Here is a 12,429-nt window from a genome sequence, read left to right on the forward strand (position 1 = left end):
TGCCAGGGCGTGAGACAAAGAGTCGGTACAGCTTACGACTCCGCCCCGCCCGCTGAATTCAGAACATCTGTGCCTCCACCCTCACCTTGCGCTTCGATTTCCGCTTCGGCCTCAGCCTCGGCAATGGAAGACAGCATCACTTTCAGCCCGCTCAATGAAACGCTTTTCGAATCGATGGTCACGAGACTCGTGCCCACCCTGAAATGCATTTCATGGTGCGCGGCCAGCCGCATGACCATTTGATCGTCGACAGAAAATTGCCGGGAGTCGTCGAGAAACGCCGACGTGTCGATCCGGGTGGTCAACACCCGGCGAGTCACCGAGGCGGGGTCCGGACGGGCACGCGGGTTGATGTCCGGGTCCCATAACCGGTCGCTGATATAAGGCAAGTTGGGGTTACCATCACGAAAATTGACCACCACTTCCATGCCACCCCACCACGGCTGATCACGTTGGTTCAGCGCCGGATCGACGGGAATCCAGCAATCGTTGAATCGAGCGCCATCCCCTTGATTGCTCCACTCAAACCGCACCTGAATCCGGCCCCGGTCGTCACGCCGGGCAGGTTCGAACAAGCCACCGACGACGCAGGCCTGCTGCATGCACATCTTGGGTGCCAAGGGCGGTATCCGTGCTTGCAGGCTGTGACTCGGCTCCCGGACAACCCATTCGGGTGGCTGAAGACTCACGCCTTCCGGGAGTTCTTCGGAAAAGACGACGACATGCCCGGTTCGAGCATGCAGGAAGTGGTAGTGCATGTTTTCTTCTTCGCATAATCGCTGTACCAGTTGCAGGTCGGTCTCGCAGTACTGAGCACAATAATCGCGTGTCACACACGGTTGTTTGCGACGCCAGAAGAAACCCGAGTCATCGATCCCGTGCTCACTCAGCACCTGCGTAATGATCTGCTCGGCGCACATCCCCTGGAAGATCCGTTGGTTGTGACGATAAGCCATCAGTCCGAGCCGAGGGCCCACGGTGATCAAGTAACGCGAGGGCGTGTGCTGGTTGAGGTCACTGGAGGCGCGTTCGCTGCTGCTACTGCGCATGATGCTCTGGACATGGCCGTGAATACCCGACCTCGATCCCGCCGGATACAGAAAGCAGGCACCGAACAGCAGTTCATGGGCATCCACCGCGCCGTTCGGGCTGAGAATTTCAAGTTGAAAGCTATAGGGTTGGTCGGCAAATTCGTGCCCTTCGCAGGTCAACACCTCGAATGAGCGTTTGTGGCGACTGATGTCCAGACGCAGGTGGGGTATGTCGTTAAACGGGTGCATGGCGCGGGATGTCCTCGGCGAGCGGTTTCAGGCGGCCGGGGATTCTGTAACAGAAGATGCGTCAAGTAGAGGGGGTAAACGCAGAACAGGAAATGGCCTACAGGCAGGGACAGCAGGCGATTGAGAATCTGTAGGAGCGAAGGATTTTGAAGGTATTTATCGCGTCAAAAAACGCCTTGAATGGGGGCACGCATCTCTGTACAGCACGACTAGCCGGTGGTGGCGGTGTTGAAATCGCCACCGTCGACAAGCCGAGCGGTTTACGTCATCGAACGTACCGGCGCATGCCTTACGACGACAGGTACGAAGACCTCGTCAGGCCCAGGCGCAGCGCGTCCAGAAACTGCGTGCGCTCGCGCGGGGTGATGCGCGCGCCGGCGACCTTGTCGCGGTAGTGCGTCATCAACTCTTCGGGCGACAAGTGCACGTAACGCAGCATGTCTTCGATGGTGTCGTGGGTTTCGATACCCGCTGAGTACGCGCTGCCGTCCTGATTCTGGTAAATGTTCACCGAGTCGGTGTCACCGAACAGGTTGTGCATGTCGCCCAGGATTTCCTGGTACGCGCCGACCAGAAATACGCCCAGCAGATAGTCCTCGCCTTCGTTCAGGGCATGGACCGGCAGGCTGGTTTCAATGCTCTGCTCGTCGACGTACTGGTTGATCTTGCCGTCGGAGTCGCAGGTCAGGTCTTGCAATACGGCACGACGGTTCGGCTCTTCGTCCAGACGGTGCAACGGGATGATCGGCAACACTTGGTCAATCGCCCAAGTGTCCGGCAGGCTCTGGAACACCGAGAAGTTGCAGATGTACTTGTCGGCCAGCTTGTCGTTGAGTTCGTCCAGCACTTGGCGATGAGAACGCTGACGCGCTTTCAACGAGTTGTGCAGGCGGCGGCACACGGCGAAATAGCACTGCTCACCCAAGGCTTTCTGGGCCAGGGTGATCTTGCCGTCCGAATACTGGGTGGCGATATCGCTCATGTAGTGCGTGGCGCGCCAGTAAGTTTCGGTGACCATCTCGATGTCGGTCGGGCCGAGCAGGTCGATCAGCCATTGCAGGGTTTCCGGCAGGCTTTCCTTGTCGTCGATCACCGGCACTTCGTCGTTGTGACGCTCGACGTCGGTGACCTGAATCACCAGCATCGCGTGGTGCGCGGTCAGCGAACGGCCGCTTTCTGAGAAGATGTGCGGATGCGGCAGGCTTTGCGCATCGCAGAACTCCTTGAGCATGCCAACCACGACACCGGCGTAATCGTCCATGTCGTAGTTGATGGAGCTGGCGTTGCGGGAATGCGTGCCGTCGTAATCGACGCCCAGACCGCCGCCGACGTCGATGTGGTCGACCGGCAGGCCCAGATTGCGCAGCTCGCCGTAGTAACGAATCGCTTCTTTGAAGCCGTGCTGGTAGTCGGCCAGGTTGGCGATCTGCGAGCCCATGTGGAAGTGCAGCAGGCGGATGCCTTGATCCAGACCGGCCTTGGTGAAACGCTCGACCACCGACAGCAATTGCGCGGCAGACAGACCGAACTTGGACTTCTCGCCCCCGGTGTCGGCCCATTTGCTCGACGCCAGCGACGACAGACGAACCCGCAGGCCCACCTGCGGCGCGACTTTCAGCTCGGCGGCTTCTTCAATGACCAGTTCGACTTCGGATTCTTTCTCGATGACGATGAAGACGTTATGGCCGAGCTTCTGGCCCATCAGCGCCAGTCGAATGAATTCGCGGTCCTTGTAACCGTTGCAGACGATGGTGCCGCCTTTCGGGGCCAACGCCAGCACGGCCATCAGCTCAGGCTTGGAGCCAGCTTCCAGACCGATGGAGACGTTTTGCGTGGCGATGATGTTCTCCACCACCGCTTCCTGCTGGTTCACCTTGATCGGGTACAGCGCGGTGTATTGGCTCTGGTATTCCAGGCGCGCGATGTTCTCGTCGAAGGCGCCCGTCAGCTGGCGCACGCGGTCTTGGAGAATGTCGGGGAAACGCACCAGCAACGGCAAGGACAAGCCGCTCTTGCGCAGCTGGTCGACTTGCTCATAAAGGTCGATGGGCGAACTGCCCGGCCCATTGGGGCGGACTTCAACACGGCCGGCTTCGTTGATTGCAAAATAACCAGCCCCCCAATGACGAATCCCGTAGACACTGCGGCTGTCTGCCACGGTCCATTGGCTGCCATCGTCTTTGCGTGTGCGTCGTACGGACATCGAAGTCCCCTATATAAAAGTCATAAAGCCCCGGCCTGACCGGCTGGGCGCAGTGTATAGAGTGGAAATGACGGTTTGGCGCCAGCCCGCATGGCTCTGTAGACCCATGACACGAACCAGAGTTTGTTTTTTGAAAACAGACGCCCGACCGAAAACGAAACCAGAGGCGATCCGACAGGACAGTTCAACCGCCTGACTTTTTCGCCTTGAAGCCTTGCTTGACCAGTTCCGCCAGCAGTGTCTCGACGTGATCACCCTGAATTTCGATCACGCCATCCTTGAGCGCACCACCGGTTCCGCAACGACGTTTGAGCGTAGTCGCCAGTTCCTTGAGTGCATCCTCGGCCAGCGGCACCCCGGTGATGGTGGTCACGGTTTTACCGCCCCGGCCTTTGCTTTCGCGGCGCACACGGGCAATGCCATCACCTTCGGGGATAACGGATTTCTTGCAGATACAGGCATCGACGGGCTGACGGCAGTCTGGACAGTGGCGTCCAGCGTCGGTCGAAAACACCAGGCCACCGAGGGCAGCGAAGGATGCGGCTTTTTTGGCCACCGGGAATCCTCTTCTTGAGGACCAAAGTCTGGTCGGGCAGAACGGTTAAACCCCAGTCTGCGGAACCGACCGCGAAGCCCCACTCAGGCAGGGGCAGCGCAACCGGACCGTGAAGCCAGTCCGGCGTGAAAAGTCGCGCAGTGTAACGGCAAAAAGCGCAGATGCTAAGTGCAAATATGCGCCAATTTACGGGACATTTGCGACGTCGCCCAAATACCGCTTCAACGCCGCCAGAGAGTCCGGGCAATAAGGCTTTTCGGTGGTTTCGCGCAGCACCTGTTCGATGCCGATGAAACGCGCTTCGAGCACTTCTTCCGGTTGCAGTTTCAGCGGCCCGTCCCAGACCGCCGAGAACACGGCACACCAGAGTCGGTTACCCGGCTGATCGAAAAAAAACTCTTCATGAGCGGTCAGCTCGACGCCCGCCACACCCAACTCTTCTTCCAGTTCTCGCGCAGCCGATTCGACGTAGCTCTCGTCCGCCTGAACCATGCCTCCTGCCGCGACATCCCAGAATCCGGGATAGATCGCTTTGCTGAGGGTGCGGCGGTGCACACAGAGTTCGCCTGATGAGTTGAACAGCAGAATGTAGGTGCCGCGACCGATCAGGCCACGCTCGCGCAGCTCGGCGCGAGGCAAGGAACCCAGCAGCCGATCCTGACGGTCGACCCAGGCAATGAGTTCGGCGTCGGAAGCCGCGCGGTGCGCGACTTCGTTTTCAGAGACTGACACCGATCAACCCTGAGACAGCAGCTGACGCAGGTCGATGACCGCTGCGTTGGCCCGCGACAAATAGTTGGCCATGACCAGCGAGTGGTTGGCGAACACGCCGAACGGGCTGCCGTTGAGAATGACCGGGCTCCACATCGGCTCTTGCGAGGCTTCCAGCTCGCGAATGATCTGACGCACGCTCACGGTGGCGTTTTTCTTGGCCAGCACGTCTGCGAAGTCGACTTCGATGGCGCGCAGCAAGTGGGACAGCGCCCACGCCTGACCACGGGCCTCGTAGAACACGTTGTCGATCTGCATCCACGGGGTTTCGACGATTTCTTCATCGACCTGCGGCACTTCGCCCGGCTTCACAGTCACGGTGGACTGCGCTTCCGTTTTCAATGTGCTATTGAGCTTCACGCGACCAACGCTGGCGGAAAGGCGCTGGGACAGCGAGCCCAGACGGGTGCCGACGTCGCCCAACCAGTTGTTGAGGTTGTCAGCGCGGGTGTAGAACAGCGCGCCCTTCTGATTCGGGTCGGACAGGCGCGCCTGATAACGGCTCAGCGCGGCAATGCCTTCGCGGTATTGAGACTCGCTGGACGGGAGTATCCAGCTCTTGTTGTCGAAGTTGAACAGCGGCTCGGCGCGGGCCAGATCGCCATCTTCAGCCGACTGGGACTGCGAGCGAGCGAAGTCTTTACGCAGTGCACGGCTCAGGTCGCGGACCTGGACCAGCACGCCGTATTCCCAGCTCGGGGTGTTATCCAGCCAAAGGCCTGGCGGGAAACGGTCGTTGGAAATGTAGCCGCCGGGTTTGTCGAGGAGGGTCGACGCGACGGTCTTGAGGGTTTCGACGGTGGTGTAGCCGATCACCATCTGCTTGCCTTCACGCTCGGCAGCAGCCTGCGCCTGTTGCTGGACCGGGAACAGTGGGGGCTCGCTGCTCCACCAGATACCGAGCGCCACGGTAACGACCAGGTAAATGCCGACCACCGCGCCCACGGCACGGCTGAACAGCAATCCACTCAAGTACCCACGAGGCGCGCGCGATTCTTTGCCTACTGGCTTTTCCTCAACACGCTCACTCCCGCCCGCAGCGCCCGAGCGCTTCTTCCAATCCAGCATGGCCTTGTCCTTTCAATCACGGAATTCAGTGCTTCTGACCGCAACCTTACAGCAAGGTGCGTTTGGCAGGAACGTGGGGGATGGCTCAAATGCGTAATCGACGGGTCCGTGTGCGTCATGCGTGCGCTGTCAGGATTTGCGGGCCAGGATGGCCGAAGACGGTGGTCGCTATCGGGTTTCAGCCTGGAAACGTGAATTGTCATGCAACAAATCTGCTCACGACTGTCACATGCAACGCGCCTGGATGCCTCATCCATACCCCTACACAACGCCAATGGGCTTGGCACGCATTTGGCTTACAAAGACAGAAAGTTGACGTGAATAAATGACAACAAAATGACTTACGGCGCACCTGTGTGAGATAAGTAGTGCTAGCATAGCGCCAGCATCCGTATCAGGGTTTCCCCTAGAAGTAGTCAGGACATGACCGAAGCAGAAGATCCGAGCCGAGACCGTCTCAAGCACCATTTCGCCCAGCGCGTGATCCACCAGGCCCGTCAGATCCTGGAGGTCTGGCAACGCCTGCAACAAAGCGAATGGACGGCTGCGGATCTGGAAGAACTCAGCGACTCCAACCAGCGCCTGCTGCGGTTCGCCGACCGCTTCGAACAGGAAGAACACGCGCATCTGGCGCGTGGAATCGCCCAATCCTTGCTGGAAGTGGAAGCCAATCGCGGCCGCTTGAGCAGCGCGTTGATCACCGACCTGAACCGCCTGATGCAGCGCCTTTCCCGCACGGGCTTGCGTCATGGCGATCGGCTGGAACACACGTCGCTGCCACCGCTGCGCAAGCCGATTTACGTGATGCTGCAAGATCACGAACGCGCTGAACGCCTGGCCAAACAGCTGGAGTTTTTCGGTCTGAGCGCGCAATCCATGGAAAGTCCGCAGGCCTTCCACGCCACCCTGGCCGAGCGCTTGCCCGCCGCCGTGGTGATGGACGTGGATTTCGGTGGCGTGGGCGAAGGGTTGAAGCTCGCTGCCAAAATGCAGGAAGGTCTGGAACAGAAACTGCCCTTGCTGTTTTTCAGCCATCACGAAACCGATACCCCGACGCGGCTGGCCGCCGTGCGTGCCGGTGGCGAAGAGTTTTTGACCGGCACGCTGGAGGCCTCAAGCCTGCTGGAAAAAATCGAGATTCTGACGCGGGTCGCGCAGTACGAGCCGTATAAAGTGCTGATCATCGACGACTCTCGCGCCCAGGCCACGCACACCGAACGGCTGTTGAACAATGCCGGCATCGTGACGCGCACACTGTTCGACCCGATTCAGACGATGGCTGAGCTGGCTGACTTTCAGCCGGACCTGATCATTCTCGACATGTACATGCCCGGCTGCACCGGCACCGAGCTGGCGAAGGTCATTCGTCACAACGACCGTTACGTCAGCGTGCCGATCATTTACCTGTCCGCCGAAGACGACCTGGACAAACAGCTGGACGCGATGAGCGAGGGCGGTGACGACTTCCTGACCAAGCCGATCAAGCCGCGCCATCTGATCACGACGGTGCGCAACCGCGCCGCTCGGGCGCGAAACCTCAAAGCGCGAATGGTGCGTGACAGCCTGACCGGCCTGTACAACCACACTCATATCCTGCAACTGCTGGAAGATTGCAGCTTCCGCGCACGCCGGGAAAACAAGCCGCTGAGCTTCGTGATGCTGGACATCGACCACTTCAAGAAGGTCAACGACGGTCACGGCCACCCCATGGGCGACCGCGTGATCAAGAGCCTCGCGCTATTCCTCAAGCAACGCCTGCGCAAGACCGATTACATTGGCCGCTACGGTGGTGAGGAGTTTGCCGTGGTCATGCCTGACACCGACCTCAAATCGGCCTTCGGCGTGCTGGACGAGATTCGTCGCCGCTTCGCGGAAATTCATTACCCGGCGCAACCGGTGGACCTTTTCTGCACCTTCAGCGCAGGCGTGGTGGAACTGGAAGAAGGCGATGATGCGCTGATGCTGGCGTCTCAGGCGGATGACGCGTTGTATCGCGCGAAAAAGGCCGGACGCAATCAGGTCCACACGTTGCGTGAAGACATCATGCTTGCCAAAAAGCATTCGCCGCTGGACGTCGTGAACTGACGAGGATCGTCAACGAGACAATCCCTCGGCTGATTGAAGAAACCTCATCATGGCGCTGACCACGCGCTCCGGTTGCTCCTGCTGAACCCAGTGCCCTGCACCCGGTATCGACTCGATGAACCGCATGTCGGTGCACGCCGTGTTTTGCATCGTTTCCAGCGCGCCAGGGGCTTGAAAGGCCCCCCAATCTTTCTCGCCATAGATAAAGCACGAAGGCACGTTGATCGTGCGCCCCGCAAACACGCTCAACTCATGATCGTGATCGGCCAAGAAGCTGCATCGATACCAGTTGAGCCCGCCTTGAAAGCCAGTCCGTTGAAATTCCCCGGTGAAGAACGCAAGGTCCGATCCAGTCAACCACTCGCACCGTTTGGCCTCCGTGGCATCCGGCGCATCGGCATCGATAGCGGCGGGCATGCTGTCATCCAGCCCCATGATGTAGTACGGCGGCATCTTCACGAGCTCATCGGCTGACCATGCGAGTAACGGAAAAGGCGAATTGCCTGACCAGTCGCCGCTTTTGACGTGGAAATACGTTCGTAAAAAACGAGCGAGCCCCCCTTCCGGCTCGGTCATGTCGCGATTGGCGCTCCGGGTGCAGTAATAGTGCTGATAGTGTTTTTTCGGCGGAGACAACGCCGCAAGCAGCTCGCTCATGTCGGGTCCATCGACGGCGCTCGCCAACAGCGGAGGCCCACTGAACGGCGCGCTCATCAACACGACAGCGCGAAAGATATCCGGCCGGACCAACGCGCAATAAGCCGCGACGGGTGAGCCGAAGTCGTGCCCTACTACGGCGGCAACGGAGTCACGCCCCATGGCCGCCAGCAACGCAATAGCATCGCTTACCAGATTCAACATGAAAAAAGGCCGCAGGTCCGTCTCGTACTCCGCCTCCCATCCTGTCGTTCGGCCATAACCTCGCTGGTCGGGCGCGATGACGTGATACCCCTGCCGCGACAATCCAAGCAGAGTATTTCGCCAGCTGTAGGCCAGCTCTGGAAAACCATGGAGCAGCAGGATGCAAGGCCGCTCAGGATTGGAATACCCGGCCTCCAGCACATGCATGCTCAGGCCGTTTACGCCCTCGATCTGGCGGGAGCGGATGCCCTCCGGCAGTGGCATCTCGTCGAGATACTCCGTGTCAGTCATCGCGTAAAACCTTCAGGCGAAAGAGCAGATCAGCCGGGGTCGTCATCCGTTCATGACACAACGGGCAACGTCAATTGCCTGAATCCTAGCCAGCGCCGGATGGGGACGACAAACGAATATTTATCGCCGAATGAATAAGCTTAACTAATGCATGCACGGTTTTACGCGTCCACTCATGAGTCATTCCCAAGGGTGGGAATCCGTTGAACGATCCCGGGCGGCCTCTTCGTGCAGCCAGGCGATGAACTCGCGGATGTGTGGGCGCTTGATCGCGGCGGGCGGGTAGATCACGAAATAAGCCGAGTTCGTTTCGACGGTGTGCTCGAACGGCTTGACCAGACGCCCTGCCGCCAGATGCCCGGCAACCAGCGCGAGCCCGCACAACGCCACGCCTTGCCCGTCGATGGCGGCTTGCGTCACCACGTTGGTGTCATCGATGACCACACCGCTTTCCGGCTTCACGCCTTCGGCACCGGCACTGGCCAGCCACTCGCGCCAGCCTTCACGGTCGTAATCATGGAGCAGTGTGTGGTGAGTCAGATCCGACGGGGTGCGCAGCGGAGATGATCCCGTCAGTAGAGCGGGGCTGCACACGGGCGCAAACGCAAGCCCCATCAAACGCTCGGCCGTTAGACCCGGCCAGTCATCGCTCCCCCAGCGCACGGCCAAATCCAGCTCTTCGTGGGCGAATAGCGTTCTTTGCACCGAATGGTGCAAGCGTAAATCGACACCCGGATGCCGGGCCCAAAAACGCCCAAGCCGAGGGGACATCCAGCTCGCACCAAACGAAGGCTCCAGGCCCACTGTCAGGGAGTGAGTGCCCTGGCTGGCGCGAAGCGTGGTGACGGCTTCGCCGATTTGCTCGAACGCGGTTTGCACGACGGGCAACAGCAGTCGCCCCTCGTCCGTCAAACGGAGTTTGCGAATCATCCGATGAAACAGCAGGACGCCCAGGTGCTCTTCCAGTTGCTTGATCTGGTGGCTGATGGCGGCTTGCGTGATATGCAACTCATCCGCCGCCCGCGTGAAGCTCAGGTGCCGCGCAGACGCCTCGAAGCCTCGCAGAAGATTCAACGGTGGAAGACGCGACTGCATGGCTTGACCTCATGGATTATGTGCATTGATGCATACCGTGAGCATTGGTTGTTTGTCACACCCCACGAAACGGGATAAAAATTGATCCATCGGGGCAAGTCAAGTGATAGCAATGGCGATCCCCATGACGTGAGCCTTATCACCGAAAGGATGAGTTCGACATGCAGCACACTCTTCATCAGGATCGCCCGGTACCTGCTTTTAAGAGCTTCACTGAATCAACGGCCGAGGACTGGAAGCACATCGAACACCTGTGCGACGTCTATGAGCGTGGCTTGGCAGACCGCGTGCTGAAAAACCTCGAAACGCTGAAAGGCAGCACCCTGGGTTTCCCGGTCGACCGCTACGAGCATTCGCTGCAAGCCGCGACCCGCGCCGTGCGCGACGGGGCCGATGAGGAAACCGTGGTGTGCGTCTTGCTGCACGACATCGGCGATGACATCGCGCCTTACAACCACGGCGAGTTGGTCGCGGCGATTCTCAAGCCCTACATCTCGGCCGACAACCACTGGATGCTGTCCAAACACGCGATTTTTCAGGGTTACTACTACTTCCATCACATTGGCCGTGATCGCAACGAACGCGATAAATACCGAGACCACCCGGCCTTCGAGCGCTCGGCGATGTTCTGCGAACGCTGGGACCAGACCGCGTTCGATCCCGATTACGACACCCTGCCACTGGAGTATTTCGAACCGATGGTGCGACGGGTTTTCGCCCGTCCGGCGTTTGGGGGTGAGAAGGCGTTTGCGTGAGGGATCGAGTGAGGATGCTTGATTATCTGGAATGATCAGGCATCCATGACATTCAGCACTCCGAGTGCGGCGAAGCAAAGAGCGGTTGTGACTAACGGCACCACCGCCAGCAATCTCAAGCCCTTGGGAAAATAAGCTACATCTTCTGGATCTAGAAGTCCGCGTCTTATCCAGAACTGAGGAAAGAGCAAACATCCGGCGACATTCCCGAAGCGTGTCAATCGACCGTAGTAGCCAGTGCCCAGAAGACGCAGATTAATATCCCTGATGTATTTGCTTCGTATTAAATATGCCTCCATTTTTTCCAGTTTGGAGTGCGATGCGTATAGGCCGACACAGCTGTTGATGATGAACACTGCAAACACGACAAAACCCACGATCTGATTGGTCTCCATCTTCATTCTTCAAATGTCGAGAAAAGCACCGACCCCGCATCCGCCCCAAAAGGGCTCAACGTTTTCCCGCCACCGATAGCACCGGCCACACTCCCAACAAGAACGCAGCCAACGGTAATCGCACCGCCAGATGGAAGGCCAAGCCCAAGACATATCCCACTGGCCGCTGCCCCACCCAGCCACGCTCCACCAGCAGAGCCTGCGATGCCGGCCGCAGCCCTCCCACTCTCCACATACTTCGCCTTGGTACAAACATCCTCCCTCCCCAACGCACACGCCTCCTGAATCTCCAGCGCTCCAACGCCAACATCCAGCGCAACGCCCACATAAGTGCCTCGACTCAGCACCTTGGCCGTCGCGGAAATCCGCCTCACGTTGTGCGCGTAGCCCCTCAGCTCAGCGGTATGGAGGAAGCGTTTAGTGGAAATGCCGAGGATGTCTTTGATTTTGCCTTGATTGCCAAGTCCGGAACCGAGGCGGCCAATGTTCTGCAAACGGGTCTCGATCTTTGAAAACAGCACCTGTCGCTGGGCGAAGAACTGATCATTGGTGAGGGCGCCTGATCGCCAGCGCTGCATCAGGTTTTCGACTTCCTTGAGCAGTTTTTCCAGTTCTCGTAAATGCCCGCTCCATGCACCGGTCGCGCTGCCAAGACCGATGGACCCGTAACCCATGATGCTTTGCAGCACGTCGTAATTCTGGACCATGACCCGACTGCTGTGCGGGTCATGCCCCACCATCGACAGGCGGACATTCCTGGCCAGCATCATCAGCTCGTTTTCTTCGGGGGTACACAGGTGCGAAGGCCCATCCGTCATCACCACGACCTGGCCGGGCAGGATCGGATGGGGGCGGAGGTGGGCATTGAGCTGATCGAATTTCGCGCGGGCGCTGGCGGGAACCTTCAGCGTGTAATCCCGGAACTGGTAATAGTCTCGGACTTCGTCATTGATGAACGCATAGGGCCTGGACAATGGGCTCCCTCTCAGGTGCAGGTATGAGGGAAGAACATTGGTTCGGAATGAACGCCCTGTCAGTAAACAGCGCGTTGAATTTGCACTGACTACAG

At 59.0% G+C, this 12,429-nt stretch carries 11 protein-coding genes; 2 read left to right on the plus strand and 9 right to left on the minus strand.

Annotated elements, in window-relative coordinates:
• Positions 1-32 precede the first annotated feature (32 nt).
• The 5 genes from GVN17_RS14270 to GVN17_RS14290 all read right to left on the minus strand — a co-directional run bounded on the left by GVN17_RS14270 (position 33) and on the right by GVN17_RS14290 (position 5,878).
• Positions 33-1,280 carry a contractile injection system protein, VgrG/Pvc8 family gene (locus tag GVN17_RS14270; RefSeq protein WP_166595921.1) on the minus strand — a complete coding sequence of 416 codons (1,248 nt, stop codon included), beginning with the start codon at positions 1,278-1,280 and terminating at the stop codon, positions 33-35.
• Positions 1,281-1,569: 289 nt separating this feature from the next.
• Positions 1,570-3,483, minus strand: coding sequence for an arginine decarboxylase (gene speA / locus GVN17_RS14275; protein WP_166595922.1), 1,914 nt, complete (start codon positions 3,481-3,483; stop codon positions 1,570-1,572).
• A 184-nt stretch (positions 3,484-3,667) separates the two neighbouring features.
• A complete protein-coding gene (locus tag GVN17_RS14280; protein WP_092407562.1) occupies positions 3,668-4,039 on the minus strand; it encodes a translation initiation factor Sui1 in 372 nt (123 codons plus the stop codon).
• A 186-nt stretch (positions 4,040-4,225) separates the two neighbouring features.
• A complete protein-coding gene (locus GVN17_RS14285; protein WP_166595923.1) occupies positions 4,226-4,771 on the minus strand; it encodes an NUDIX hydrolase in 546 nt (181 codons plus the stop codon).
• A 3-nt stretch (positions 4,772-4,774) separates the two neighbouring features.
• Entirely contained in the window at positions 4,775-5,878 is a 1,104-nt protein-coding gene (locus GVN17_RS14290) for a DUF2333 family protein (protein ID WP_166595924.1), read from the minus strand.
• A 423-nt stretch (positions 5,879-6,301) separates the two neighbouring features.
• Here GVN17_RS14290 and GVN17_RS14295 point away from each other — a divergent pair, with 423 nt between their 5' ends.
• Entirely contained in the window at positions 6,302-7,963 is a 1,662-nt protein-coding gene (locus GVN17_RS14295; protein ID WP_166595925.1) for a PleD family two-component system response regulator, read from the plus strand.
• 9 nt (positions 7,964-7,972) lie between these two features.
• Here GVN17_RS14295 and GVN17_RS14300 read toward each other — a convergent pair whose 3' ends face one another.
• Positions 7,973-9,115 carry an alpha/beta fold hydrolase gene (locus GVN17_RS14300; RefSeq protein ID WP_166595926.1) on the minus strand — a complete coding sequence of 381 codons (1,143 nt, stop codon included), beginning with the start codon at positions 9,113-9,115 and terminating at the stop codon, positions 7,973-7,975.
• A 180-nt stretch (positions 9,116-9,295) separates the two neighbouring features.
• Positions 9,296-10,210, minus strand: a complete 915-nt coding sequence (gene gcvA / locus GVN17_RS14305) for a transcriptional regulator GcvA (RefSeq protein ID WP_166595927.1) — start codon at positions 10,208-10,210, stop codon at positions 9,296-9,298.
• Between the two features lie 161 nt (positions 10,211-10,371).
• On the opposite strand from gcvA, the gene GVN17_RS14310 reads away from it, so the two are divergent.
• Positions 10,372-10,965, plus strand: a complete 594-nt coding sequence (locus GVN17_RS14310) for an HD domain-containing protein (RefSeq protein WP_166595928.1) — start codon at positions 10,372-10,374, stop codon at positions 10,963-10,965.
• A gap of 35 nt (positions 10,966-11,000) precedes the next feature.
• Here GVN17_RS14310 and GVN17_RS14315 read toward each other — a convergent pair whose 3' ends face one another.
• Both GVN17_RS14315 and GVN17_RS14320 read right to left on the minus strand, forming a co-directional pair.
• Positions 11,001-11,360: a hypothetical protein gene (locus GVN17_RS14315; RefSeq protein WP_166595929.1), complete on the minus strand. Its 360-nt coding sequence runs from the start codon at positions 11,358-11,360 to the stop codon at positions 11,001-11,003.
• Between the two features lie 2 nt (positions 11,361-11,362).
• On the minus strand, positions 11,363-12,334 hold the full coding sequence (locus GVN17_RS14320; RefSeq protein ID WP_166595930.1) for a hypothetical protein: 972 nt from the start codon (positions 12,332-12,334) through the stop codon (positions 11,363-11,365).
• Positions 12,335-12,429 lie beyond the last annotated feature (95 nt).

The sequence above is a fragment of the Pseudomonas sp. SLFW genome, assembly GCF_009905615.1.
Lineage (GTDB): Bacteria > Pseudomonadota > Gammaproteobacteria > Pseudomonadales > Pseudomonadaceae > Aquipseudomonas > Aquipseudomonas bambusae.

What these genes read in the sequence shown, in the direction of transcription:
- GVN17_RS14310 (WP_166595928.1), top strand. Translation starts at nt 10,372, where the DNA reads ATGCAGCACACTCTTCATCAGGATCGCCCGGTACCTGCTTTTAAGAGC.
- GVN17_RS14300 (WP_166595926.1), bottom strand. Translation starts at nt 9,115, where the DNA reads ATGACTGACACGGAGTATCTCGACGAGATGCCACTGCCGGAGGGCATC.
- GVN17_RS14290 (WP_166595924.1), bottom strand. Translation starts at nt 5,878, where the DNA reads ATGCTGGATTGGAAGAAGCGCTCGGGCGCTGCGGGCGGGAGTGAGCGT.
- gcvA (WP_166595927.1), bottom strand. Translation starts at nt 10,210, where the DNA reads ATGCAGTCGCGTCTTCCACCGTTGAATCTTCTGCGAGGCTTCGAGGCG.
- GVN17_RS14315 (WP_166595929.1), bottom strand. Translation starts at nt 11,360, where the DNA reads ATGGAGACCAATCAGATCGTGGGTTTTGTCGTGTTTGCAGTGTTCATC.
- GVN17_RS14270 (WP_166595921.1), bottom strand. Translation starts at nt 1,280, where the DNA reads ATGCACCCGTTTAACGACATACCCCACCTGCGTCTGGACATCAGTCGC.
- GVN17_RS14295 (WP_166595925.1), top strand. Translation starts at nt 6,302, where the DNA reads ATGACCGAAGCAGAAGATCCGAGCCGAGACCGTCTCAAGCACCATTTC.
- speA (WP_166595922.1), bottom strand. Translation starts at nt 3,483, where the DNA reads ATGTCCGTACGACGCACACGCAAAGACGATGGCAGCCAATGGACCGTG.